This is a genomic window from Pseudomonas sp. PB106, assembly GCF_009764645.1.
Taxonomy (GTDB): domain Bacteria; phylum Pseudomonadota; class Gammaproteobacteria; order Pseudomonadales; family Pseudomonadaceae; genus Aquipseudomonas.
The window spans coordinates 17,255-41,997 of the sequence record NZ_RWIM01000019.1; the positions used below are offsets into that span (position 1 = coordinate 17,255).

Here is a 24,743-nt window from a genome sequence, read left to right on the forward strand (position 1 = left end):
TGATCCATCATCGTGTCAGCAGTGCTGACCCTATTTGGATTGCTCACACAATCTGCGGGTGAAACACCTCCACTGTGGGAGCTGGCTTGCCAGCGATAGCGTCGAGACTGACAGCGCAATTATCAGCGATAAGTCGCAGATTCAAACGCAACCCCGCCCCACCATTCTCCGCCCACAAACTCCCGCCCTGACGCTGCACGGCATTGCGCGCGATGCTCAGCCCCAAGCCAAAACCACCATCACCTGGCCGCGAGCCGTCGAGGCGAGTGAACGGCAAGAAGATCCGCTGCAGATCCGCTTCAGCCACCCCGCCGCCCTGATCTTCCAGCCACAGGTGCCAATAATCGCCATCGCGCCGCCCATCGAGGCGGACGAGCCCGCCCTCCGGCGAATGCCGAATGGCATTGCGCAAAATGTTCTCCAGCGCCTGCGCCAGCGTGTTCAGGTTGCCGCGCACCCAGCACGACGAATCCACCGCACACTGCAACTGCAAACTCGGCCAGCCGCTTTCGTAGCAGGCGTTGTCGGTGAGCATTTCCCACAGTGCCTGGATCTGGATCGCCTCATCCGGCAGGGGGGTGCGATCGGTGTCGAGCCAGGCCAGTTGCAAGGTGTCTTCGACCAGCCGTTGCATGCCGTCGACTTCACGGCCAATGCGTTCGCGCAATTGCACCAGCCCCTGCTCACTTTCGCTGGCCACGCGCAGTCGGCTCAGCGGCGTGCGCAATTCATGCGACAAGTCGCGCAGCAATTGTTGTTGCAGGCTGACTGTCGATTGCAGGCGCTCGGACATGGAGTCAAACGCGCGGGCCAGTTCGCCGAGTTCGTCCGGACGCTGGGTGATGCCGCTGGACAGTCGCACATTCAATTGATCGGCACGCCAGGCGTTGGCCTGTTCGCGCAGGTTGTTCAGGGGCACCACCAACAAGCGATACAGGCCGACACACAGCAACAACGTAAACAGACCGGGAATCACACCGTTGGTGATGACCCGCCACAACACTCGATACTTGCCCGGCAAAAAGCGCTCGGGCAACTCAATGACCAGACTGCCCGCAGCCGGTTCTTTAGGAAAAGGAATGCGCAACCACGGCCGGCCCTGTTTATGAATCGGCCAGTCGAGCCCACGCAAGAATGTCAGGCGCTGCAGCTCTTGTTCGTTCAGCGGCTCATTGCTCAGCGACTGCAAATTGCCGCCGATCACGCCGACCCAACTGGCCTCGCGCAACTCCATGCTCTGCAACCAGTCATCGATGCCGCTGCGGCCGCCGCGCTGCCACGCCTGTTCAGCCTGTGAGGCGTAGCGGCTGAGGGTGCCCCGCGCTTCGTCGGAGAGAAACTGATTGCGCTCCTCCATATAGCGGCCCCATGACCAGCTCAGCCAGATCATCAACAGGCAGAAGGCGACCAGCAAACACGCCAGTTTCCAGAACAGTGAATGCCGCCCCGGCAGTTCAGAGCGTTTCATCGGCGGCACTCAACACGTAACCCTTGCCCCACACGGTGCGCACTTCGCGCTCGGTATAACCGATGGCCTTGAGTTTGCGGCGGATCTGGCTGATGTGCATGTCGAGGCTGCGATCATGGGCCGCGTAGCCGCGCTGCAACACATGCTGATAAAGGAAGGCTTTGCTCAGCACTTCTTCATCATTGCGATTGAGGGTTTCCAGCAGACGGAATTCGCTGCGCGTCAGCCCGGCAGGCTGATCACGAAAGAACACCTCGCACTGCTCATCGTCGAAGCGCAACGTGCCCGTCGCCACCGGCACGGCGAGCGCCGCCGGACGACGATCCAGCGCGACCCGGCGCAGGATCGCTTCGATGCGCACATGCAGTTCGGCCATGCTGAACGGCTTGGGCAGGTAATCATCGGCGCCCAAGCGGAAGCCACTGATGCGGTCGGCTTCGGCACCGAGGGCCGACATCAGCAGCACCGGCGTCGAATGGCTCTGGCGCAATTGCGTCAGCACGTTCAAGCCGTCCAGGCCCGGCAGCAGAATATCCATCAGCACCACGTCGAACGGCTGGCGCCTGGCGATGCTCAGGCCTTCCTGGCCGTTCTGGCACCAGGTCACCTGAAAGCCGCTGCGGCCCAGATGCTCATGAACATAGGCACCGAGGACTGGATCGTCCTCGATGGAAAGAATGCGTGGCGGGCCAACGGGAACAGGAGTCATGAGTATCTGCAAGTAATTCTCAGTTGAGCGCGATTATTCAAGATTGTCCGACAGCGGGCAACACAAGGTTGGCCTATCGGACAAACGCGCAGCGGCGCTCAGACCCATCCCGAGAGCATTTTTCCGGAGATTGCCCGCGAGCAAATCGCTACACTGCGCCCATGTCGCGTGCCGGATGCACGCATGAGTCAACAGATCAGCGGGATGCAGGAGAGAGGCGTGCTCAAGAAACTGGGAATCAAAGGTCGAGTGTTATTGCTGACCTTGTTGCCGACCAGCCTGATGGCGCTGGTGCTGGGTGGCTATTTCACCTGGACGCAGCAGTCCGACCTGCAGAGCCAATTGATGCAGCGCGGCGAAATGATCGCCGAGCAACTGGCGCCGCTGGTGGCGCCCGCCATGGGCCATGGCGACAGTGATCTGCTGGAACGCATCGCCACCCAATCCCTCGAACAACCCGACGTACGCGCGGTGACCTTCCTCGCGCCCGACCGCTCGCCCTTGGCCCACGCCGGCCCGACCATGCTCAATCAGGCGCCGAGCGGCGACAGCGGACATCTGCAACGGCGCAGCGGTAACGACGCGACGCGCTACCTGATGCCGGTCTTCGGCAAGCACCGAAATCTTGCCGGCGAACTGATCCCTGAGGAGTCCGATCGCCTGCTTGGCTGGGTCGAGCTGGAGCTGTCGCACAACGGTATGTTGCTGCGCGGTTATCGCAGTCTGTTCGCCAGCCTGCTGCTGATTGCCGCCGGTCTTGCCGGAGCCGCGCTGCTGGCGCTGCGCATGGGCCGCACGATCAACCGGCCGCTGAGCCAGATCAAACAGGCCGTCGCGCAGCTCAAGGACGGCCACCTGGAAACCCGTCTGCCGCCGCTCGGCAGTCAGGAACTGGATGAGCTGGCGTCGGGCATCAACCGCATGGCCGGCACCCTGCAGAACGCCCGCGAAGAACTGCAGCACAGCGTCGATCAGGCCACCGAAGACGTTCGGCAAAACCTGGAAACCATCGAGATCCAGAACATCGAACTGGATCTGGCGCGCAAAGAAGCGCTGGAAGCGAGCCGGATCAAATCCGAATTCCTCGCCAACATGAGCCACGAAATCCGCACGCCACTCAACGGCATTCTCGGCTTCACCCACCTGTTGCAGAAAAGCGAACTGACCCCGCGCCAGCTCGACTATCTGGGCACCATTGAAAAGTCCGCCGACAGCCTGTTGGGCATCATCAACGAGATTCTCGACTTCTCGAAGATCGAGGCCGGCAAACTGGTGCTCGACCACATTCCGTTCAACCTGCGCGACTTGCTCCAAGATACCCTGACCATTCTGGCCCCCGCCGCGCACGCCAAACAGCTTGAGCTGGTCAGTCTGGTCTATCGCGATACGCCGCTGTCGCTGGTCGGTGATCCGCTGCGCCTCAAGCAGATTCTGACCAACCTGGTGAGCAACGCGATCAAGTTCACCCGCGAAGGCACCATCGTTGCCCGGGCGATGCTCGAAGAAGAACACGACGACAGCGTGCAACTGCGCATCAGTATTCAGGACACCGGTATCGGCCTGTCGAGTCAGGATGTGCGCGCGCTGTTCCAGGCCTTCAGTCAGGCCGACAACTCGCTGTCCCGTCAGCCGGGCGGCACCGGTCTGGGGCTGGTGATTTCCAAGCGGCTGATCGAACAGATGGGCGGCGAAATCGGCGTCGACAGCACGCCGGGCGAAGGCTCGGAATTCTGGATCAGCCTGAGTCTGCCGAAAACCCGCGACGACGCCGAAGACCTGCCGGCCGCGCCGCTGCTCGGACGCCGTGTGGCGGTGCTGGAAAGTCACGAACTGGCCCGTCAGGCCTTGCAGCATCAACTGGAAGACTGCGGCCTCGACGTCACCACCTTCAATACATTGGAAAGCCTGACCAATGGCGTCACCGGCGCTCACCAGACCGATCAGGCGATCGATCTGGCGGTGCTCGGCATCACCAGCAATGACATGCTCCCCGAACGCTTGAACCAGCACATCTGGGACCTCGAACACCTCGGCTGCAAAGTGCTGGTGCTGTGCCCGACCACCGAGCAGACGCTGTTTCATCTGTCGGTGCCGAACCCGCACAGCCAGTTGCAGGCCAAACCCGCCTGCACGCGCAAACTGCGCCGCGCCCTCGCCGATCTGGCCAACCCGCGCCAGCCGCGCAACGAGCCGGGCGAGCAGTTGTCGAGTCGGGCGCCGAAAGTACTTTGCGTCGACGACAACCCGGCCAACCTGTTGCTGGTGCAAACCCTGCTCGAAGACATGGGCGCCAAAGTGCTGGCGGTCGAGAGCGGTTACGCTGCGGTCAAAGCGGTGCAGACCGAATCATTCGACCTGGTGCTGATGGACGTGCAAATGCCGGGCATGGACGGTCGCCAAAGCACCGAAACCATCCGCCAGTGGGAAAGCGAACGGCATTGCACGCCGCTGCCGATCGTCGCCCTCACCGCCCACGCCATGGCCAACGAAAAACGCGCCCTGCTGCAAAGCGGTATGGACGATTACCTGACCAAACCGATCAGCGAGCGGCAACTGGCTCAAGTCGTATTGAAATGGACCGGTCTGGCCTTGCGCAACCAAGGTCCAGAGCGGTCCAGCGAGAACGCGGGCGTCAGCCACGAACTGCCGGTGCTCGACCACGAGGAAGGCTTGCGTCTGGCTGCCGGCAAGGCGGATCTTGCCGCCGACATGTTGGCGATGCTGCTGGCTTCACTGGAAGCCGATCGCGAAGCCATCCGCGCCGCCCGCGACGCCCATGACCAGAATGCGCTGCTCGAACGGGTCCATCGTCTGCACGGCGCCACCCGTTACTGCGGCGTACCGCAATTGCGCGCAGCCTGTCAGCGCAGCGAAACCCTGCTCAAACAGGATGACCCGAAAGCCCTGATGGCCCTTGATGAACTGGAGCGGGCGATCAATCGCCTGGCCGCTCAGGCGAAGATCAGCGCCTGATCCACGGCAATGCCGGTAACGCTCAAGACCGCTAACCTTGTCGCGGGTCATTTGCGCCCGTGTCATTGCTCCAGGAGGATTTCATGCGCACGCTCATTTTCAGCAGCCAGACTTACGACCGTGACAGCTTCCTCGGCGCCGATTGCCCGGCCGGGATCGAACTGCACTTCCAGCCAGCGCGGTTGAGTCTCGACACCGCCGCACTGGCCGACGGCCACGAAGTGGTTTGCGCTTTTATCAATGATGATCTCGGTGCACCGGTGCTGGAGCGTCTGGCCGCCGGCGGCACGCGCCTGATTGCCCTGCGCTCGGCCGGCTACAACCATGTCGATCTAGCCGTGGCGAAACGCTTGGGGCTGACCGTCGTGCGCGTTCCGGCCTACTCGCCGCACGCTGTCGCCGAACATGCCGTGGCGCTGATTCTCGCCCTCAATCGACGCTTGCACCGCGCCTACAACCGCACCCGCGAAGGCGACTTCAGCCTGCACGGCCTGACCGGTTTCGATCTGGTTGGCAAGACCGTCGGCATTGTCGGCACCGGACAGATCGGCGCGACGTTCGCGAAAATCATGCACGGTTTCGGCTGCGAATTACTGGCCTACGATCCTTATCCACACCCTGAAGTGCTGGCCTTGGGCGCGCGCTATCTGAGCCTGCCGGAACTGCTCACGCAGTCGCGCATCATCAGCCTGCACTGCCCGCTCAACGCGCAGAGCAAACATCTGATCAACCGCGATTCGCTGGCCCACATGCAGCCCGGCGCGATGCTGATCAACACCGGTCGCGGCGGACTGGTCGACACACCGGCGCTGATCGACGCCTTGAAGGACGGGCAACTGGGTTATCTCGGGCTGGATGTGTACGAAGAAGAGGCGCAGATATTTTTCGAGGACCGCTCCGACCTGCCGTTGCAGGACGATGTGCTGGCGCGATTGCTGACGTTTCCTAACGTGATCATCACCGCGCACCAGGCGTTTCTGACCCGTGAGGCGCTGGGCGCGATTGCCGCGACCACCCTGCACAACATCGCGACCTGGGCGGCTGGGGCGCCGCAAAACCAGGTCGAGGGTTGAGGCTTATTTTGGCGAGAGCGAAGACGCCAGAATCAACAGCGCCAGCCAGCCGAAACCGAACAAGCGCTGTTTCAGCGAATGGCCGTTGCGCAGCAGGAACCAGACAAACACCATCGGCAGCAGAAACACCATGATCTTCAACCAGCCTTCCACCGGGCGGCTGCCATCGGCATTGATCTGCGGTTGAGTCGTCGGTCGCGTTGCCGTTTCAGCCTGCTGCCGGCGTAGGCGCCCCGCCGCTGCTGGCATGACTTTGGGCAAAGGTTCAGGGGTCGGCGGCAAGGCAACCGCTTCAGGCACGGCCTTATTGCGTGGCAGGCTACCGAACGAAATCGTCGACGTTTGCGCCGATGCGGTGACGGGGTGCGCTTGTGTATGAGCGGGTTGTGCCGGAGCCCCGCAATGAATGCACGCCGTGGCTTCGGAGCTGATGCTCCGCTTGCATTCATAACATTCGATCAGCGCCATGTTCCGTTCCTTCAGAGTCGAGGCCGGCAGTTTGCCATGAGCGCCCGTCGATTTGAACCGGATCGAAGGTCGCACGCGCGCATCATTCTGCAATCGAGCCCGTGCTAGCATGTCGCGCATATTTGGAGGACCCATGGTCGAACACGATTTCCGCTACACCCTGATGAACCCGCAACACACCCTCACCGAATGCCGCGCCCTGGTTCCGGGCCGTTATCAGGTCACCGGAAACGGTGGTTCGATCCGCATTGGTGATGTCCTGTTGGTCACCCTCAAAGGCAGCAAGGATTTGTCCATGCGCCTGACCGTCGACACCGTCCGCCACCTGATCAACCCGCCGGGCCAATGGACCGCGATGACCACAGGCCCGGTGTTCGGCGAATTGGCCATCCACACCTGGCAGGTCAATTGCGACAGCTGCGCCAAAGAGCTGAGCTTCGAATTCGCGGTCGACTCCAAGCTGGGCAAAGCTGCGGAAAAACCGGCCGCCACGGCCCGCATCGCCGAGTTGGGCTGGAAAGCCGTGGGTGACAAGCATCTGTGCCCGCAATGCCCGGAGCCGGCATGATGAAACGCCTTGCCCTGACCGCTCTGGTCGGCGCTGGCCTGGTGGGCTGTGCCGCAGAACCTGTGCAACTGCAACAGAACCGCAGCTACATTCTGGAGTGGATCGGCGAACGCCCATTGATGGATTACAGCCACCTGACCATCACCCTTGGCGATGATGGCCGTGCCTACGGCAACGGTGGCTGCAACCATTGGTTCGCGCCGTACACCCTCGAGGGCGACAAGATCACCTTCGGCAAGATCGGCAAGACCCGCAAGCTCTGCGCGCCGGCGCTGATGGAACAGGAACAACGCTTCCTGCAGGCGCTGGAACATGTCCAGCGCTGGGACATCTCGCCGATCGAGCAGATGCGTCTGTGGCCGGCTGAAGGCAAGCCGTTGCGTTGGTGGCTCGAAGAGGGTTGATTGTTCAGCCGCAAAAAAGATCGCAGCCTTCGGCAGCTCCTACATGAGTCCGTGTACACCCTGTAGGAACTGCCGAAGGCTGCGATCTTTTCTTTCACAACAACCTATTTGGTTGCTTGCAACGCCTCAAGCTTGGCCATCACCCCCGCCGCCGTCTGCTCGCCCATCAACTGTTCGCGCACTTTGCCCTTGTTGTCGATGATGTACGTCACCGGCAATGCCTCGCTGCGCGGCACGTCGAACAGTTCCGCCGGATCCTGCGCCAGCACGGTGAACTTGATGCCGAGCTTCTCGCTCGCCTCTTTCAGCTCCGCGCCCTGCACATTGTCGAAGTTGACCCCGAATACACCGACGTTCTTGCCCTTGAGTTCATCGGCCAAATGGTTGAGCTCGGGAATCTCGGTGCGGCATGGGCCACACCATTCGGCCCAGTAATTGAGCACTACCCATTGCTTGTCCAGACGTTCGGAGGCGACTTTCTGCCCATTCTGGTCGATGCCGTAGTCGTTGCCGCAGCCCCCCAGCATCAACGCCCCGATTACCGTCAATGCCGCTGCCAATCGCCGTGTCATGTCATGTTCCTTGTGAAAATTTAACCGCGTCTGCGACCCATCGCCTCTGACGGTTCTGGATTGCGCGCTGCACAGTTAGAATAGCCGCCACTTTACGCCAGAAGCGACCCGCCATGACCGATCTGACGCTTTATCACAATCCGCGCTGCTCGAAATCCCGCGGCGCGCTGGAACTCATCGAAGCCCGCGGCCTGACGCCAACCGTCGTGCGTTACCTCGAAACCCCGCTGAACGCGGGGCAAATCAAGGCACTGCTCGGCAAGCTCGGGATCAGCGCACGGCAACTGCTGCGTACCGGCGAAGATGAATACAAAATGCTTCAACTGGCTGACGAAAGCCTCAGCGAAGCGCAATTGATCGACGCCATTGCCCAGCATCCAAAACTGATGGAGCGGCCGATTCTCGAAGTCGGTGACAAAGCCGTCATCGGTCGTCCGCCGGAAAATGTATTGGAGTTGTTGCCGTGAGCGCGCCCTACATTCTGGTGCTGTATTACAGCCGCAACGGCTCGACCAACGAAATGGCGCGGCAGATCGCACGCGGTGTCGAGCAGGCTGGCCTCGAAGCGCGCCTGCGCACCGTGCCGGCGATCTCCACCGAGTGCGAAGCGGTGGCAGCGGATATTCCCGCTGAAGGCGCACTCTACGCAACGCTGGATGACCTGAAGAACTGCGCTGGCCTGGCGCTGGGCAGCCCAACGCGTTTCGGCAACATGGCCGCGCCGCTGAAGTACTTCCTTGATGGCACCAGCAATCTCTGGCTGACCGGCGCGCTGGTCGGCAAACCGGCCGGCGTGTTCACCTCGACCGCCAGTTTGCATGGCGGCCAGGAAACCACCCTGCTGTCGATGATGCTGCCCCTGCTGCACCACGGCATGTTGATCACGGGCCTGCCGTACAGCGAATCGGCATTGCTGGAAACCCAAGGTGGCGGCACGCCTTACGGCGCCAGTCATCACGCTGGGGCTGACGGCAAAAAAGGTCTCGATCAGCACGAAGTGGCGCTGTGCCGCGCGCTCGGTCTGCGCCTGGCCAAGACTGCGCAGAAACTGGAGGGCTGACAGTGGCGAAGAAGCCGAAAGTCCTGCCCTCGGTCGAGTGGCTCGAGCCGCGCGTGAAAGCCATGCGGGTGGTCAGTCTGCTGAGCTTTTTCGCTTTGGGCGGATTGCTCGCGGCTTACTATCTGCTTTTCGCCGATCTGCACGGCGCGCGGCCGTGGGTGATTCTGCTGGTCGAGTTGATCCCGTGGCTCGTCCTCGCGCCGGCGATGATCATGGGCAGCGCCCGTGGCCATTCATGGATGTGTTTTGTGGTGAATCTGTATTTCATCAAAGGCGCACTGGCGGCGTATGACCCGAACCGGCAGATGTTTGGTGTGCTGGAGATGGTCGCGAGCCTGGCGGTGTTCTGCTCGGCGCTGCTGTATGTGCGGTGGCGGTATCAGCTGAATCGTAAACTGGCAGGTGAAGGCGAAATCTCCGTCGCCTGAAAGGCCGCCATCGCTGGCAAGCCAGCTCCCACAGGTTTTTGCGTCGATCACATAAATGTGTTTCAACAAAGATCCTGTGGGAGCTGGCTTGCCAGCGATTGGGGCAACTCGGTCTTAATGGTTGACGGTGTACGCGAGCATCATCGAAATCTGGCTCATCGGCCGCCCGCCACTCTGTTCATGCCACTGGTTGAACGCATCCTGCACAATCTTCAGATCGCGCTGGCTGGTCGGCACCTTGTCGACGATCTTCTGCGCATTCAGCGCCGCGACCACGTCGTAGCTCGGCACAAACGTATCCTTGCCGACCATGCGCAAAAAGCGTGGCGCCGAGAGCCCGCCAAGTTGGTGGCCGTGCTTTTTCAGGTACGTCCAGAGACCGACAATATCGGTCACCGGCCAGTCGGCAATCAGTGCGCCGAAACTGCCCTTGTCCTGTTCCACATCGAGAATGAACTGCGCATTGCGCGGCACGCTTTTCAGTTTGCCGAGGTGGCGAATGATTCGCGCGTCCTGCATCAGGCGCTCAAGGTGCTCGGCGCTCATCAGCACGACTTTTTCCGGGTCGAACTTGAAGAACACTTCTTCAAAGGCCGGCCACTTGGCGTCGACCAGACTGTGCTTGAGACCGGCGCGGAACACGCGCAGGGCCATGGTCGAGAGGTAACGGTCGTCGCTGATCTTGCGCAATTGCGCGGGAGTCTTGGGAACGGGCAGATGGGCTTCCAGTTCAGCCGCCGAACCGAAGCGGTTCAGACAGTATTCGTGCAGCCACTTGTAATCGCGCATGCCCTCTCCTGGGAAATGAAAATGAAATTCTATCTTTGAACACAAAACACTGTGGGAGCGAGCTTGCTCGCGAAAGCGGTATGTCATTCAACATGGATGTCGGCTGACACGACGCCTTCGCGAGCAAGCTCGCTCCCACATGAGTCGGGTTTACAGGTTGACGACGTTAACGAAGCGCGAAGCCGCGGTCTCGTCGATCTTGAGGCTGGTGAAGTCGAACAGGTTGCGGTCGGCCAGTTGCGACGGAATGACATTCTGCAGGCTGCGGAAAATCGATTCGGTACGGCCCGGGGTCTTGCGCTCCCAATCAACGAGCATTTCCTTGACCACCTGACGCTGCAGGTTTTCCTGCGAACCGCAGAGGTTGCACGGGATGATCGGGAATGCCTTGAAGTCCGAATAGGCCTGAATGTCTTTCTCGTTGCAGTACGCCAGCGGGCGAATCACCACGTTGCGACCGTCATCGGCGCGCAGCTTCGGCGGCATGGCTTTCAGCGAACCGTTGAAGAACATGTTGAGGAAGAACGTCTCGACGATGTCGTCGCGGTGATGACCGAGGGCCATTTTGGTCGCGCCGATTTCGTCAGCGAAGGTGTACAGCGTGCCGCGACGCAGGCGCGAGCACAGCGAGCAGGTGGTCTTGCCTTCCGGAATCAACTCCTTGACCACCGAGTAGGTATCTTTCTCGACGATGTGGTACTCGACGCCCAGCTCTTTCAGATAGGCTGGCAGCACATGCTCGGGGAAGCCCGGCTGCTTTTGGTCCATGTTCACGGCGACGATTTCGAACTTGATCGGCGCAACCTTCTGCAAGTGCAGCAGCACGTCGAGCATGGTGTAGCTGTCCTTGCCGCCGGACAGGCAGACCATGACCTTGTCGCCGTCTTCAATCATGTTGAAATCGGCGACCGCTTCGCCGGCCAGGCGGCGCAGGCGCTTTTGCAGTTTGTTCTGGTTGACCGTAAGAGTGCCCATGACGCGAGATCCGTGAGGTGTGACGAAAGGCCGGCATTTTACGCAAAAACCCGGCGTGGGCGAAGCATACCGACCGGTCGCATTCTGCGATGCATATTCATGTAGGAGCTGCCGAAGGCTGCGATCTTTTGATTTTGATTTTAAAAACACGATCAAAAGATCGCAGCCTCCGGCAACTCCTACACGGTCGAGAATCATGTCAATCAAGACTGAGCGGCGATTACCCGCCATGTTTACAGCGCGATTTGCTCTAAGCCCCTAATACCTGTGCGGTTAAGTCCTTTCTATACTGCGACATAAGGTCGCACACATCTGAAGACCTGTATTTGCTCGGCCACCTTGGCCCGTAGGCGCTCCGTTGGGGGGCGATGGCAATAACAAGAGGAGTGACTGGCATGATCCATCACGTAGTGGGACTTTTCACCCACCCCGATCAGGAATGGAAGGAAATCCGTGGCGACCAAGAGGAAAGTATCAGCCACATGTACCTCACCCACACGCTGATTCTCGCAGCGATTCCCGCCGTCTCGGCGTTTATCGGCACCACGCAGGTTGGCTGGGTGATCGGCAACCGCGCGCCAGTGATGCTGACTGTTGAAAGCGCGATCTGGATGACCGTCATGTCGTATCTGGCGATGCTCGGCGGGGTCGCGGTCATGGGTGCCTTCGTGCACTGGATGGCCCGCACTTACGACGCCAATCCGAGTCTGGCCCGTTGCGTTGCTTTCGCCACCTACACCGCTACACCGTTGTTTGTCGGCGGGCTGGCGGCGCTGTATCCGCATATGTGGCTGGGAATGATTGTGGGGACCGCGGCCATCTGCTACACGGTGTATCTGTTGTACGTGGGGCTGCCGACGTTCATGAATATTCCGTCGGATGAAGGTTTTCTGTTCTCAAGTTCGGTGCTGGCGGTGGGTCTGGTGGTGCTGGTCGCCATCATGGCCTTCACCGTGATTGTCTGGGGGCTGGGCGTAGGGCCCGTTTATACCAACTGACTTGATTGGCTCAATACAGGCCGCCGCAAGGCGGCCTTGTCGTTTGGCGGATGACCATTCGGCAGCTCGACGATTCGCAAGTCTGCGGCGTTGCGGCATACTCGACGCCTCTGGAGATCCATCAAGCATGCCCGAGCAACTCAATACCCGCGTCGAAGACTGTTACCAACTCGCAGAATCCTTTTTCAAACGTTCTTTCCCACGCCCGGTCGTCAGCCTCAAGCTGCGCGGGCAAAAAGCCGGTGTCGCGCATCTGCACGAGAACCTGCTGCGCTTCAATCCGCAGCTGTACCGGGAAAACGCCGAACACTTCCTCAAGCAGACCGTGGCCCACGAAGTCGCGCACCTGATTGCCCATCAGTTGTTTGGCGATCGAATCCAGCCCCATGGCGAGGAATGGCAATTGATCATGCGCGGCGTTTACGAACTGCCGCCGGATCGCTGCCACACCTACGAAATCAAACGCCGCAGCGTGACCCGCTATATCTACAAATGCCCATGCGTGGACAGTGACTTTCCGTTCTCGGCGCAGCGCCATAGCCTGGTCCGGCAGGGACGGCGGTATTTGTGTCGCAGATGCCGCAGTACCTTGGTGTTCAGTGGTGAGATGCGCGTCGAATAGTCAGCTTGTGTTGCCCTGACTGGCCCCATCGCTGGCAAGCCAGCTCCCACAGGTTCAGTGAGCACCTCGAAAACTGTGGGAGCTGGCTTGCCAGCGATGAGGCCAGAACAGGCACTAGAGAATGACTTTGGCAGAACGCAATTCTGCAATCCGCTCAGTACTAAACCCCAACTCCGCCAACACCTCATCCGTATGCTGCCCCAACCCCGCGCCAACATGCCGCGGCGCCGGCAACGCTTCAGAAAACTTCAACGGACACGCCATCTGCGCCTGCGTCGTGCCATCCCCACGCGGCACTTGCGTCACCAGTTCCCGCGCCTGCAACTGTGGATGGCGCACCGACTCTGCCAAATTCAACACCGGCTCGACACACGCATCGATCCCGGCAAACAACTCGCACAATTCGGCAAAGTCATGTTTTTCAAACTCGACCGTCAGCGCGTATTTCAACTGTCGCTGCTGTTCAGGCTTGGGCGACAAACCCAGCGCCGCCAACTCCGGCCGCCCCAGCGCGGCACACAACTGCTGCATGAACGCCGGCTCCAGACTGCCCACCGACATCCAGCGCCCATCCCGCGAGCGGTAATAGTCGTAAAAACTGCCGCCATTGAGCATCTGATCTTCCCAGCCCGGTTCTGCGCCACAGGCCAGATACCCGGCGCCGGCCATGGCATTAAGGCTGAACGCGCAGTCGGTCATGCTCACGTCCAGATGCGTGCCCTGCCCCGTCTGCTGTCGGGCAATCACCGCCGCCAGCAGGCCGATCACGCCGTGCAGCGAGCCACCGGCAACATCCGCCACCTGCATGCCCAGCGGCAACGGCCCGCTCTGCGCACGGCCGGTGTAACTGGCCAGCCCCGCCAGCGCCAGATAATTGATGTCATGCCCGGCGCGCTCCTTGTACGGCCCGGTCTGGCCGTAACCGGTGATCGACACGTAGATCAACCTCGGGTTGATGGCTTTCAACGCCTCGTAACCCAACCCCAAGCGCTCCATCACACCGGGACGAAACTGTTCCAAAACAATGTCGTATTCGCCGAGCAACTGCTTGACCACCTCCAGCGCCTCGGGCTGTTTCAAGTCCAGCGCCAGACTGCGCTTGTTGCGGTTCAGGTAAGCGTGACTGGCTGATACGCCGCCATCATGGGGCGGCAATACCCGCAGCAGATCCAGGCGCGTCGGGGATTCGATGCGCAACACCTCGGCGCCCATGTCCGCCAGCAACAGCGAGGCAAACGGCCCCGGCAACAAGGTCGAGAAATCGAGGATCTTCAGTGAGGCCAGCGGTGCAGACATGGGCGAACTCCTTGTGCGATGCACTCAGCCTAGGCAGGCATTGCCGATGCAGCAATCACCGGAAATGTCAGCGGGTGTGACCGTTACGCTCAAATCGCAGGCATGAAAAAACCCGCCTAAGCGGGTTTCTTCAATGCAAGCAGCGCTTACTTCACGTTGCTCGGGGTTGCGCCTTCAGCGACACCCAGGTCGTCTTCAGGGCGGGTATCAATGATGCCGCGACCGCCAGAAGCCAGTTCGGCGTCCAGTACGTCGGTGTCCAACTCTTTCACCCACTTGGCAACCACGATGGTCGCAACAGCGTTACCAACGAGGTTGGTCAGTGCGCGGGCTTCGGACATGAAGCGGTCGATACCGAGGATCAACGCCAGACCGGCCACCGGCAGGTGACCTACCGCCGACAGGGTCGCTGCCAGCACGATAAAGCCCGAACCGGTCACACCGGCTGCGCCTTTGGAGGACAGCAGCAACACCACCAGCAGCGTGATCTGGTGAGTGATGTCCATGTGCGTGTCAGTTGCCTGAGCAATGAACACCGCAGCCATGGTCAGGTAGATCGCAGTACCGTCGAGGTTGAACGAGTAACCGGTCGGGATCACCAGACCCACCACCGATTTCTTCGCGCCCAGACGCTCCATCTTGATCAGCATGCGTGGCAGTACCGATTCCGACGACGAGGTGCCGAGTACGATCAACAACTCTTCACGGATGTAACGGATCATCTTCAGCACGCTGAAGCCGTGCATGCGAGCGATACCGCCGAGCACGATGAGGATGAACGCCAGGCAAGTGATGTAGAAGCAGATCATCAGTTGACCCAACTGCACCAGCGAGCCGACACCGTAGGCACCGATGGTGAAGGCCATGGCACCGAAGGCACCGATTGGCGCGAGCTTCATGATCATGTTGATGATGTTGAACATCACGTGAGCGAAGCGATCGATGAAGTCGAGGATCGGCTTGCCGTAGGCACCCAGGCGATGCAGGGCGAAACCGAAGATCACCGAGAACATCAGCACTTGCAGGATGTCACCGGTGGCGAACGCGCCGACGATGGTGGTCGGGATCACGTTGAGCAGGAAGCCGACAACGCTTTGGTCAGCGCCAGCGGCAACATAGGAAGCGACTTTCGAAGCATCAAGGGTGGCGACGTCGATGTGCATGCCGTTGCCCGGCTGTACAACGTTGACCACGACCAGGCCGACCAGCAGCGCGATGGTCGAGACGATTTCGAAGTAAAGAAGTGCGTAACCGCCGGTCTTGCCGACCGACTTCATGTTCTGCATGCCGGCGATGCCGCTGACCACGGTGCAGAAGATGATTGGGGCGATGATCATTTTGATCAGCTTGATGAACCCGTCACCCAGCGGCTTTACTGCCACGCCGAACTGCGGGTAGTAATGACCGAGCGCGATACCGATGATGATCGCGATGATCACCTGGAAATACAGGGATTTGTACAGTGGCTGACGAGTCGTCATTGCAGATTTCCTCAAGAGCCTCGCGTGGCAACATCCATCTGTTGACCGCGAAACCTGAATTGCGAACCCTCCTGCACTGGAGGGATTTGTTGTTGGAGCGGCGCTTTCCGGTCGGGAGAAACGCACGCTTCTGTCGCTCTTATCGCAAACGCCGTGCCACTTTGGTGCATATGGCTGCAAGCCTTTTGATATCAAGGCCTGCAGGTTTTTTACTGTCACCGACTGGTTACTTGAGTGTGGCGGATTTCCGCCAACTCGCCACTTCTCGTCCTACAATTTGGCGGAAATCCGCCTTGTTGCCCGTATCCCCCCCGGCTACCATCCGGCGCTTGAGGAAGGATCTGCCGCTTATGCGCGAACGCACCATTGCCAGTCATTTCGCCCGCGCCGCCCTCGGTGGCGCGCGCCGTCTGGGTTTCGACTATTCGGGCCTGCTGCTGCAATTGGGCATCAGCCCGGAATTGCTCGACGAGCCGCGCGCGCGCATCCCCCCCGAACAATTCACCCAACTGATCCAGAGCCTGTGGCTGGCGCTCGACGACGAATACCTGGGTTTCGGCCAAGCGCCGAGCAAACCCGGCAGCTTCGCGATGATGTGCCACGCCTCGATCCACTGCCGCAATCTGGAGAAGGCTCTGCAACGCGGTTTATTGTTTTATAGCCTATTCCCCGGCGCCCCGCGTCTGACCCTGACACGCGAAGACGAATGGGTGCGTTTGAGCCTCGACGATTCGCAGTTATGGGACCCGGATCACTTTTTAACGGAAAGCCTGCTGGTGATCTGGCATCGCCTCGGCAGTTGGCTGATCGGCCAGCGTATTCGCCTCGAACAAGCCTCATTCAGCTACCCACGCCCGGAACACGGCGCTGAGTATGACTTGCTGTTCCCCTGCCCCCTGACCTTCGGCGCCGAGCAAAGCAGCCTGTTGTTTCACAGCCGCTACCTGCCGATGCCGCTGTTGCAGGACGAACGCACGCTCAAGCACTTTCTCGAACGCTCCCCCGCCGACCTGCTCTCACGGCCGGACGATGGCGATAGCCTCAGCAGTCGCTTGCGCCGCCTGCTCAGCCGCGACAGTGCGAACTGGCCGGATCTGGAAGCGGTGGCGGCGCAGCTGCACATCAGTCCGCAGACCCTGCGCCGGCATTTGCGTGAGGAAGGCACCAGTTTTCAGGAATTGAAGGATCAGCTGCGGCGGGATATCGCCATCTATCATTTGGGCCGGGCGGATTTGTCGTTGCAGCAGATTGCCGAGCAGTTGGGGTTTTCCGAACCGTCGGCGTTTCACCGGGCGTTCAAGAAGTGGACGGGGCTGACACCGGGGGCTTATCGCGCGCAGGAGCATTGAGGCAATCAACAATCTTGTGGTGAAGTCACTGGCCCCATCGCTGGCAAGCCAGCTCCCACAATGTCCGAGTCGTACATAAAATTCATGTAAACCTCAAAACGTGTGGGAGCTGGCTTGCCAGCGATAGGGCCAGAAAGGCCAACACCTAAACCGCCGGAAAATGAATCCTGAACGCCGCCCCGCCCATCGGCGAGTCACCCAGCGCCAGTTTGGCGTTGTAGCTTTCGATGATGTCCTTGACCACCGCCAGTCCGATGCCTTGCCCCGGATGCTGGGCATCCAACCGTTCACCGCGCTCGAGAATCCGCGCACGCTGATCCTGCGGTACCCCCGGCCCGTCGTCTTCAACACACAGCTCCACCCCGGCCAAGGTTTCGCGCACGCTGATGCGCACTTCACCCAGGCACAGGCGATAGGCGTTTTCCAGCAGGTTGCCCATCATCTCCAGCAACGCACCCTGCTCGATCGGCACATAACAATGCTCGGGCAGATCAAAGGCCACGCGCACGTGTTTATCGCGGTAAACCTTGTCCAGCGTATCGCAGAGACTTTTCAACACCGGTTGCAGGCGCACCTGATGGCGCACCAGACCACTTTTGCGCAGGCTGGCCCGTTGCAGTTGATAGCTGATCTGCTGGCTCATGCGCTCGATCTGGCTTTGCAGCACCCAAGCCTGGTCGCGATCTTCCGGGCGCTGGGCCATGTCTTCGCTGACGCCTTGCAGCACGGCCAACGGGGTTTTCAGGCTGTGCGCCAGATCGTCGAGGGAGTCGCGGTAACGGCTGCGCTGCTGACGCTCGCTGTGCAGCAAGCGGTTGAGCGAGCCGGTCAAACGCAGCAGTTCGCGCGGGTGCTGTTCGGTCAGGCTCTCGCGAGTGCCGCCTTCGATTTCATCGAGTTCCTGACTGAGTTGCCGCAGGGCTTTAAGGCCCCAGGTCAGACCGATCCACAACAGCGCCAGCAGTACCAGCAAAGCTGCGCCGAAACCGAGGTAGAGATTCTCGCGCAGGCCTTCGAGGGTGGTTTCGTACTCGCGCACCGGTTGCAGGGCGACGATGCTGAAGGCTGCACTTTTGCCGCCGAGCAGTTTGACTTCAACGTCGTAAACGAAGAATTCCTGACCGTTGGCCTCGCGGATCCGCGCGAACTCGTTGCCGAGACCGTCGTAGCGCGGCTTGTAGTTGATCTGCTCTTCCTGGGTAGCTTTCGAGCGCCAGACCAGATGCCCTTCGCGGTCGTAGATGTAACCGAGCAAACGGAAATCGGTGAGGTTGAAGCGCTCATCGGGCAACTGGTTGGGCATCACCAGTCGGCCGTTCTCAATGCGCGCCGCCGAGATCAGCGTGGTGACGTCAGAGGCGAGGCGCTGCTCGATCGAGTCCTGCAGCGCGAGACTGAAAGCGCCCTGCATCGCCGGCAGCAAGGCGAGCATGAACAACACCGCCAATGTGGTGGCGGCGAGCATCAAGCGAACGCGAAGAGAACGAATCAAGTGCAGCGCTCATTGAACAGGTAGCCGAGGCCGCGCACGGTGTCGATCGGCTTGAACCCGGCCGGGCCTTCGAGTTTGCGGCGCAAACGGCCGACCAGCACTTCGATGACATTCGGATCGCGCTCGTCGTCGTCCGGGTAGAGTTGCTCCATCAAACGATCCTTGGGCACCACTTGCTGATGGTGGCGCATGAGGTATTCGAGGATGCGGTATTCGTAAGCGGTCAGCGCCAGCGGCTGTTCGTCGAGGGTCGCCTGTTTGCGATTGAGGTCGAGCAGCAATGGACCGGCAACGATGGTCGACTGGGTGAAACCGCTGGAGCGGCGCAGCAAGGCATTCAAGCGTGCGTCGAGTTCTTCGAACTGGAACGGCTTGACCACGTAGTCGTCGGCGCCGGCAGCGAGGCCTTCGACCTTGTCCTGCCAGTTGCCGCGCGCGGTGAGGATCAGGATCGGGAAAGTCTTGCCGCCCGAGCGCAACTGGCGAATCAGGTCGAGACCGCCCATGCCCGGCAGACCGAGGTCGATGACCGCCAGATCAAAGTTGAACTGCCCGGTCTGGTACAGCGCCTCCTCGGCATTGGCCACGGACTCGACCACGTGACCGCTCTCCGTGAGGCGGGTTTGCAGGTGATGACGCAACAGCGCCTCATCTTCGACGACCAACAGTTTCATGACCTTCTCCTAATCACTTGAAATCTCCACAACCCCGTGGGAGCGAGCTTGCTCGCGAAGGCGATTATCCAGTCAACGATGATGTTGAATGAAACATCGCTTTCGCGAGCAAGCTCGCTCCGACAGGGTTCCAGGGCGACTCACTCCTTAGAAATTGTAGTTAGCCGACAGGTAAGTCTGTGCGCTGCTGTTCAGATCCAGCGAACCTTGCTTGCTGCCACCGCTCTCTTTCATTTCGGTGCTGGCGTTGCTCATCAGGTAACGGTAACCGAGTTCGACCGAGGTGTTCTGCGAGACTTGCTGCAACACACCCAACTGACCGCCGATCGCATAACCGATGTCACTGTCGCGGCTGTAGCCTGGCGAATCCTGAGTCAGCTTGGTCAAACCCGCCGTCGCACCACCGAACAGCTTGGTGCTGCCACCCACCGGGTAGAACAGATCGTAGCTGCCCAGCAGATTTTCCTGACGCAGTTTAATGCCATTGTGCGAGCCCGACACGTTGTCGTAGGTGGCGTAGTAGCGACCCTGGCTGTTTTGCTGGCCGAGGCGGACGCCGTAGGTGTTGTTGCCGTCGATCGCGCCAGTGGCATTCGGGTGGCCGAGGTTGTCATTCAGTGCGCGGGACTTGTCGATCTTGTCGCTGGTCTGGCCGAACGTCAGGCCGGCGAAGTTGGTTGTGTCGTCGGCGTTGGCCGCGATGCTGGAGCCTAACAAGGTAAATGCCAGCAGCAGTTTGTTAAAACGAGTCATGGGTATTTCCTCTTTCACAGTGCTGTTTGGGTATGGCGCAAGGTTACTGACCGCCCCCTGTACAGCCCCTGAACCGTCTCTGAACCTCACCTGAATCAAATCGACTAGGCTGTTTTGACCACTTTCGATAAGGAGACCCCGACCATGCGCCTGTTCCTCGCCCTCACTTTGCTGGCGGTCAGCAGCCTCACCCAAGCTGCGATCAAGACTGAAGAGATTCCCTACCAGAGCGCCGACGGCACCAAGCTGATCGGTTACTACGCCTATGACGACGCGATAAAAGGCGCGCGCCCCGGCGTGGTCGTGGTGCACGAATGGTGGGGCCTGAACGATTACGCCAAGCGCCGCGCCCGCGATCTCGCCGCACTCGGCTACAGCGCACTGGCAATCGATATGTACGGCGAAGGCAAGAACACCGAGCACCCGAAAGATGCGATGGCGTTCATGCAGGCCGCGACGGCGGACGCCGCTGCTTCCAGCAAACGTTTCGAGGCCGGGCTGAACTTGCTGAAGAAGCAGCCGCAGACCGACGTCAATAAAATCGCCGCCATCGGTTACTGCTTCGGCGGTGGCGTGGTGCTGAACGCGGCGCGGCAAGGTGAGCCGCTGGCGGGCGTGGTGAGTTTCCACGGTGCGCTGGCGACCAAGACCCCGGCAACGCCTGGCAGTGTGAAGGCGAAGATTCTGGTCGAGCACGGTGCGCTGGACAGCATGGTCACCCCGGACAACGTCACCGCGTTCAAGTCGGAAATGGACAAGGCCGGGGCAGACTATAAGTTTGTCAGTCTGGATGGCGCCAAGCATGGCTTCACCAACCCCGATGCCGATCGCCTGAGCCATGGCGAGCACGGCGGCCCGGACATTGGGTACAACAAGGCTGCGGATGAAAAATCCTGGGCGGACATGAAAGCGTTCTTCCAGAAAATCTTCAGCTAACCCATCCGCACCTGATCGTTCCCACGCTGATCGTCCCCACGCTCTGCGTGGGAATGCAGCCCGGGACGCTCCGCGTCCCAAGAGCCGAACGCAGAGCGTCCGATAAGGCATTCCCACGCAGAGCGTGGGAACGATCAGCCTACGAACTCGACCTTGCCACGACTAACCGGCAAAATGCCCGCCATGAATCTCACCCCCGCCCTCCCCGCCTGCTGCACCGCGCTCGACAGCCATTGGCCGTTGCCGACGGTATTGCCCGACACCGTGCTGCTCGGCACCCACTTCGACCCGGCGCGATTGCTGGGCGACGACTTCCTGCGCAGCGCCATCGAGGCGCCGCCAAGCATTCAGCGCTCAGTGGCCAAACGTCAGGCCGAGTTTCTCGCCGGGCGGATCTGCGCCCGGGCGGCGTTGCAGCAACTGGAAGGCTCCAGCGTAGTGCCGGCGATCGGTGAAGACCGTGCGCCGATCTGGCCGGCGCACATCTGCGGCTCGATCACTCACAGCACCGGTCACGCCGCCGCGATTGTCGCCAACAAGCAACATTGGCGCGGCTTGGGCATGGATCTGGAAAATCTGCTCAGTACCGAGCGCGCCGAGCGACTGGCCGGGGAAATCCTCACACCGGCAGAAATGCAGCGCATGGCGGCGGCTTCGCGAGAGCAGTTGGCGTTGTGGGTGACGCTGACGTTTTCGGTGAAGGAAAGTTTGTTCAAAGCGCTGTACCCGATTGTGCAGCAGCGCTTTTACTTCGAGCACGCTGAGGTGCTGGAGTGGACTGAGGCGGGTCAGGTGCGGTTGCGGTTGTTGACGGATCTGTCGAGCGAATGGCGCCACGGCACCGAGCTTGATGCGCAGTTCGGGGTGCGGGATGGGCAGTTGTTGAGTCTGGTCAGTATTCAAGCCTGAGGATTTTCATTGGCTGTCAGGCCTCATCGCTGGCAAGCCAGCTCCCACAGTTTCCGTGGTGAGCACAAATTCAAGGTACACCCCTGAAACCTGTGGGAGCTGGCTTGCCAGCGATGGGGCCAGCAAACCCACCACACAACTCACCGGCGCTCCTGATTCCTCGGCCAACTCAGGCTGAAACACGCCCCACCCAGACTTTTGCTCTTGCCAATGATCGCCCGGCCGTCATGCCAGTGAATGATCCGCCGCACGATCGACAACCCCAGACCATGCCCGCCCGACGCGCGCGTACGGCTGTCGTCCAGACGCAGAAACGGCGTAAAGATCCGCTCCCACGCCACCTCAGGCACGCCGGGCCCGTCGTCCTCGACATCGACCCGACAGCGCAACTGCCCGACCTGATAACTCACCGTCACCTTCGAACGGGCATGGCGCATGGCGTTGCTCACCAGATTCTGTAAGGCGCGGTGCAAGTAACGCGGCTCGGCTTCGACCCAGGCATCGTCGTTGTCCGCCGCCGACAGACACAAACCACGCTGCACCGTGACCTCGGCACGCAACGGCGCCAGCTCTTCGATGACCTGATCGACCAACGCATCCAGGTCGATGCGCTGGAACGTCAGCGCCGGCGAGCCTTGCTCCAGTCGCGCGTAGGTGAGCATTTCATCGACCAGCTTATCGAGGTCCTCGATGTCGTGATCCATGCCTTCGCGGTACTTTTCCAGCGCTTGCGGGGTGGTCGCCGAGCCGATCATTTCCAGGCCAAAACGCAGGCGCGCCACTGGCGTGCGCAACTCGTGGGAGACCGCGCGCACCAGTTCGCGCTGGATCGCCAGGAGTTGCTGCAAGTGCTCGGCCATGCCGTTGAACGCCGAGGCGAGGCGCCCGACCGAATCAGCACCGCGCGCCGGCACGCGGGTTTCCAGGCTGCCCTTGGCGATGCGCGTGGCTGCCGCTTCGAGGCCGCGCAAACGCCGTTCGAGCTGGCGCACCAACAGATAAACGATAAGGCCAATCAGGCTCAGCCCGAGCGCGGCGATCAACACCAGCCACTCCGGCGGATACGGATTCATCTGGTACAGCGGGCCGATCTCCAGCACCCACGGCGTGCCAACCATGCCGGCAAACACGCGGATCGAATCACCGCCCTTGCCCAGCGCCATCACCGTATCGCCTTCGGCCACGCGACGATTCTGATCCTCGTCCATGTCGGCATCGTTGACCGTGACCAGCCGCAGGTCAAAGCCGAAGCCCTTCTCTTCCTTTATCTGCGCCAGTCGTTTCGGCTGCTCGCCGACGGGCACCCGCACCAGCTCATCGGCCAACAGATAAATGGTCGCGCGCGCCAGTTGTTCGCTGATCTGCTGCACTTCTCCCACCAGAACTAGCTGTTCCTTGTCGCTGACCATCCGGTAAACCTTCGCCGCGTGCGGGCCGGTCTGCTCGACCAAGGCCTGACCGCGCTGCACGCGGGTACGTTGGGACAGGTCGAGATCGGTCTCGGCGAACTTTTTCAGCGCCAGCGGAATCCCGAGCAAGCGTTCCCACACCAGCAGCGCGCGATGGCGTTCGGTTTCGTTCATCGGCTGCAGGTTGCTGGCCATCAGCGAGAATGTGCCGTGGGCCAGGCGCTCGCGATACTGCTCGCTGCGCACCTGATTGAGCAGGTTCAGCGCCAGCACGCCGAGCACCGCGACCAGAATGATCGCAGCGCACATGCCGCCGTAGATGCGCAGGAAGATCGAGTTCACAGCGGCAGGTCGACGCAGGCTTCGGGGACAAACAGATAGCCTTTGCTGCGCACGGTTTTGATCAGGCGTGGATGATCTGGGTCGTCACCGATTTTCGGGCGGATTCGCGAGATGCGCACATCGATCGAGCGGTCCTGGCCGTCGTAGCCGATGCCGCGCAGGGCGGTAAAGATTTCTTCGCGGGACAAAATGCGCCCGGCATTGGAAACCAGCAGCCACAGCAGGTCGAATTCGGCGCTGGTCAGCTCGATGCCGTTGTCACTCAGCCAGGCTTCACGCAAAGCGTTGTCGACTACCAACGGACCGAATTGCAGACGACGGGATTTTTCCGTGATCGGTTCCGCGCTGTCACTGCGCCGCAGCAACGCCTGAACCCGTGCCAATAACAAGCGCGGGCGCACCGGTTTGCACACGTAATCGTCAGCGCCAAGATCGAGACCTTGAATCTGATCGGCGTCATCGGTGCGCGCCGTCAGCATCAGGATCGGCCCGTCGTACTGATTGCGCACCTTGCGGCAAATGCTCAAGCCGTCTTCACCGGGCAGCATCAGATCGAGGATCACCAGATCCGGTTGCTCCTTGATGATCCGCGCCGCCGCCAGCGCACCGTTGCCTTCGATGTCCACGCGCAATCCATTGGCTTGCAGGTAATCGCGCGTGAGTTCGGCCAGTCGCTGGTCATCCTCGACGATCAATACCTGCCAGGCTTGTTGCTCCACCGGTGACCTCTGCTTTCTATTGTTATTAAGTAAGGAAGAACCGTATGACTCAGTACAAATCATGTGGGAGCGAGCTTGCTCGCGAATGCGTCAGATCAGTCAACATTGATGCTGAACCTACCGACGCCTTCGCAAGCAAGCTCGCTCCCACAGTTTCAGATCCTCCGGTCTTTTTGTCATGTTTAAAGAGGATAAGAATGCGTACGAACAGGTCGATTGTATAAACGGCGTACAGCCAGAACACAAGTCGGTAAATGCGTTCGGACGAGGCGGTTT

25 protein-coding genes and 1 pseudogene are annotated in these 24,743 nt (G+C 60.6%); 12 read left to right on the forward strand and 14 right to left on the reverse strand.

Annotated features, from left to right (window positions below):
• Positions 1 to 43: 43 nt before the first annotated feature.
• Both EJA71_RS03755 and EJA71_RS03760 read right to left on the reverse strand, forming a co-directional pair.
• Positions 44 to 1,468, reverse strand: coding sequence for a sensor histidine kinase (locus tag EJA71_RS03755; protein ID WP_158954425.1), 1,425 nt, complete (start codon positions 1,466 to 1,468; stop codon positions 44 to 46).
• Complete coding sequence (locus EJA71_RS03760; RefSeq protein WP_158954427.1) at positions 1,455 to 2,177, reverse strand: response regulator transcription factor; 723 nt, start codon at positions 2,175 to 2,177, stop codon at positions 1,455 to 1,457. Before EJA71_RS03760 ends, EJA71_RS03755 begins: the two co-directional genes overlap by 14 nt.
• Before the next feature lie 219 nt (positions 2,178 to 2,396).
• On the opposite strand from EJA71_RS03760, the gene EJA71_RS03765 reads away from it, so the two are divergent.
• Both EJA71_RS03765 and EJA71_RS03770 read left to right on the forward strand, forming a co-directional pair.
• Positions 2,397 to 5,150, forward strand: coding sequence for a response regulator (locus tag EJA71_RS03765; RefSeq protein WP_158954485.1), 2,754 nt, complete (start codon positions 2,397 to 2,399; stop codon positions 5,148 to 5,150).
• A gap of 83 nt (positions 5,151 to 5,233) precedes the next feature.
• Positions 5,234 to 6,223 (forward strand): 2-hydroxyacid dehydrogenase, encoded by a 990-nt coding sequence (locus tag EJA71_RS03770; RefSeq protein WP_158954429.1) that lies wholly within the window; start codon positions 5,234 to 5,236, stop codon positions 6,221 to 6,223.
• A 3-nt stretch (positions 6,224 to 6,226) separates the two neighbouring features.
• Here the strand turns inward: EJA71_RS03770 and EJA71_RS03775 are convergent, their stop codons facing one another.
• Positions 6,227 to 6,691, reverse strand: coding sequence for a hypothetical protein (locus EJA71_RS03775; RefSeq protein ID WP_158954431.1), 465 nt, complete (start codon positions 6,689 to 6,691; stop codon positions 6,227 to 6,229).
• Positions 6,692 to 6,824: 133 nt separating this feature from the next.
• Here EJA71_RS03775 and EJA71_RS03780 point away from each other — a divergent pair, with 133 nt between their 5' ends.
• On the forward strand, positions 6,825 to 7,259 hold the full coding sequence (locus EJA71_RS03780) for a hypothetical protein (protein WP_158954433.1): 435 nt from the start codon (positions 6,825 to 6,827) through the stop codon (positions 7,257 to 7,259).
• Positions 7,259 to 7,663, forward strand: a complete 405-nt coding sequence (locus tag EJA71_RS03785) for an META domain-containing protein (protein WP_158954435.1) — start codon at positions 7,259 to 7,261, stop codon at positions 7,661 to 7,663. Before EJA71_RS03780 ends, EJA71_RS03785 begins: the two co-directional genes overlap by 1 nt.
• 104 nt (positions 7,664 to 7,767) lie before the next feature.
• On the opposite strand, the gene EJA71_RS03790 is transcribed toward EJA71_RS03785, so the two are convergent.
• A complete protein-coding gene (locus tag EJA71_RS03790; RefSeq protein ID WP_158954437.1) occupies positions 7,768 to 8,235 on the reverse strand; it encodes a TlpA disulfide reductase family protein in 468 nt (155 codons plus the stop codon).
• A 113-nt stretch (positions 8,236 to 8,348) separates the two neighbouring features.
• Between EJA71_RS03790 and arsC the strand changes: the two genes are divergently transcribed.
• From arsC to EJA71_RS03805, 3 genes are read left to right on the forward strand one after another with little or no spacing between them, the layout of a single operon-like run.
• The gene (gene arsC / locus EJA71_RS03795) at positions 8,349 to 8,702 is read left to right on the forward strand and encodes an arsenate reductase (glutaredoxin) (RefSeq protein ID WP_158954439.1); all 354 of its coding nucleotides are present in this window, start codon (positions 8,349 to 8,351) and stop codon (positions 8,700 to 8,702) included.
• A complete protein-coding gene (gene wrbA, locus EJA71_RS03800) occupies positions 8,699 to 9,295 on the forward strand; it encodes an NAD(P)H:quinone oxidoreductase (RefSeq protein WP_158954441.1) in 597 nt (198 codons plus the stop codon). Before arsC ends, wrbA begins: the two co-directional genes overlap by 4 nt.
• Positions 9,296 to 9,297: 2 nt before the next feature.
• Positions 9,298 to 9,723 carry a DUF2069 domain-containing protein gene (locus EJA71_RS03805; protein WP_158954443.1) on the forward strand — a complete coding sequence of 142 codons (426 nt, stop codon included), beginning with the start codon at positions 9,298 to 9,300 and terminating at the stop codon, positions 9,721 to 9,723.
• Between the two features lie 114 nt (positions 9,724 to 9,837).
• On the opposite strand, the gene EJA71_RS03810 is transcribed toward EJA71_RS03805, so the two are convergent.
• The 3 genes and pseudogenes from EJA71_RS03810 to ttcA all read right to left on the reverse strand — a co-directional run bounded on the left by EJA71_RS03810 (position 9,838) and on the right by ttcA (position 11,487).
• Positions 9,838 to 10,512: a DNA-3-methyladenine glycosylase I gene (locus EJA71_RS03810; protein ID WP_158954445.1), complete on the reverse strand. Its 675-nt coding sequence runs from the start codon at positions 10,510 to 10,512 to the stop codon at positions 9,838 to 9,840.
• 49 nt (positions 10,513 to 10,561) lie between these two features.
• Positions 10,562 to 10,651 (reverse strand): annotated as a pseudogene (locus EJA71_RS27720) (metal ABC transporter ATP-binding protein); the annotation flags it as partial.
• 11 nt (positions 10,652 to 10,662) lie between these two features.
• Positions 10,663 to 11,487 (reverse strand): tRNA 2-thiocytidine(32) synthetase TtcA, encoded by an 825-nt coding sequence (gene ttcA, locus EJA71_RS03815; protein ID WP_016987438.1) that lies wholly within the window; start codon positions 11,485 to 11,487, stop codon positions 10,663 to 10,665.
• 395 nt (positions 11,488 to 11,882) lie between these two features.
• Between ttcA and EJA71_RS03820 the strand changes: the two genes are divergently transcribed.
• Both EJA71_RS03820 and EJA71_RS03825 read left to right on the forward strand, forming a co-directional pair.
• Entirely contained in the window at positions 11,883 to 12,485 is a 603-nt protein-coding gene (locus EJA71_RS03820) for a Yip1 family protein (RefSeq protein ID WP_007917515.1), read from the forward strand.
• A 127-nt stretch (positions 12,486 to 12,612) separates the two neighbouring features.
• On the forward strand, positions 12,613 to 13,107 hold the full coding sequence (locus tag EJA71_RS03825) for a SprT family zinc-dependent metalloprotease (protein WP_158954447.1): 495 nt from the start codon (positions 12,613 to 12,615) through the stop codon (positions 13,105 to 13,107).
• 114 nt (positions 13,108 to 13,221) lie between these two features.
• On the opposite strand, the gene EJA71_RS03830 is transcribed toward EJA71_RS03825, so the two are convergent.
• Both EJA71_RS03830 and EJA71_RS03835 read right to left on the reverse strand, forming a co-directional pair.
• On the reverse strand, positions 13,222 to 14,403 hold the full coding sequence (locus EJA71_RS03830; RefSeq protein ID WP_158954449.1) for a CaiB/BaiF CoA-transferase family protein: 1,182 nt from the start codon (positions 14,401 to 14,403) through the stop codon (positions 13,222 to 13,224).
• 146 nt (positions 14,404 to 14,549) lie between these two features.
• Positions 14,550 to 15,884 (reverse strand): dicarboxylate/amino acid:cation symporter, encoded by a 1,335-nt coding sequence (locus EJA71_RS03835; RefSeq protein ID WP_158954451.1) that lies wholly within the window; start codon positions 15,882 to 15,884, stop codon positions 14,550 to 14,552.
• 350 nt (positions 15,885 to 16,234) lie between these two features.
• Here EJA71_RS03835 and EJA71_RS03840 point away from each other — a divergent pair, with 350 nt between their 5' ends.
• Positions 16,235 to 17,233 carry an AraC family transcriptional regulator gene (locus tag EJA71_RS03840; protein ID WP_158954453.1) on the forward strand — a complete coding sequence of 333 codons (999 nt, stop codon included), beginning with the start codon at positions 16,235 to 16,237 and terminating at the stop codon, positions 17,231 to 17,233.
• A 145-nt stretch (positions 17,234 to 17,378) separates the two neighbouring features.
• Here EJA71_RS03840 and EJA71_RS03845 read toward each other — a convergent pair whose 3' ends face one another.
• The 3 genes from EJA71_RS03845 to EJA71_RS03855 all read right to left on the reverse strand — a co-directional run bounded on the left by EJA71_RS03845 (position 17,379) and on the right by EJA71_RS03855 (position 20,152).
• The gene (locus tag EJA71_RS03845) at positions 17,379 to 18,725 is read right to left on the reverse strand and encodes an ATP-binding protein (protein ID WP_158954455.1); all 1,347 of its coding nucleotides are present in this window, start codon (positions 18,723 to 18,725) and stop codon (positions 17,379 to 17,381) included.
• On the reverse strand, positions 18,722 to 19,399 hold the full coding sequence (locus EJA71_RS03850; protein WP_008079190.1) for a response regulator transcription factor: 678 nt from the start codon (positions 19,397 to 19,399) through the stop codon (positions 18,722 to 18,724). Before EJA71_RS03850 ends, EJA71_RS03845 begins: the two co-directional genes overlap by 4 nt.
• Before the next feature lie 147 nt (positions 19,400 to 19,546).
• Positions 19,547 to 20,152, reverse strand: a complete 606-nt coding sequence (locus EJA71_RS03855) for a hypothetical protein (protein WP_158954457.1) — start codon at positions 20,150 to 20,152, stop codon at positions 19,547 to 19,549.
• 144 nt (positions 20,153 to 20,296) lie between these two features.
• Here EJA71_RS03855 and EJA71_RS03860 point away from each other — a divergent pair, with 144 nt between their 5' ends.
• A complete protein-coding gene (locus tag EJA71_RS03860) occupies positions 20,297 to 21,088 on the forward strand; it encodes a dienelactone hydrolase family protein (protein WP_122592278.1) in 792 nt (263 codons plus the stop codon).
• Between the two features lie 183 nt (positions 21,089 to 21,271).
• Positions 21,272 to 21,997 (forward strand): 4'-phosphopantetheinyl transferase, encoded by a 726-nt coding sequence (locus EJA71_RS03865; RefSeq protein WP_158954459.1) that lies wholly within the window; start codon positions 21,272 to 21,274, stop codon positions 21,995 to 21,997.
• A 140-nt stretch (positions 21,998 to 22,137) separates the two neighbouring features.
• Here EJA71_RS03865 and EJA71_RS03870 read toward each other — a convergent pair whose 3' ends face one another.
• Both EJA71_RS03870 and EJA71_RS03875 read right to left on the reverse strand, forming a co-directional pair.
• Positions 22,138 to 23,748 carry an ATP-binding protein gene (locus EJA71_RS03870; protein WP_158954461.1) on the reverse strand — a complete coding sequence of 537 codons (1,611 nt, stop codon included), beginning with the start codon at positions 23,746 to 23,748 and terminating at the stop codon, positions 22,138 to 22,140.
• Positions 23,745 to 24,467, reverse strand: a complete 723-nt coding sequence (locus EJA71_RS03875) for a response regulator (protein WP_158954463.1) — start codon at positions 24,465 to 24,467, stop codon at positions 23,745 to 23,747. Before EJA71_RS03875 ends, EJA71_RS03870 begins: the two co-directional genes overlap by 4 nt.
• Between the last annotated feature and the right edge of the window lie 276 nt (positions 24,468 to 24,743).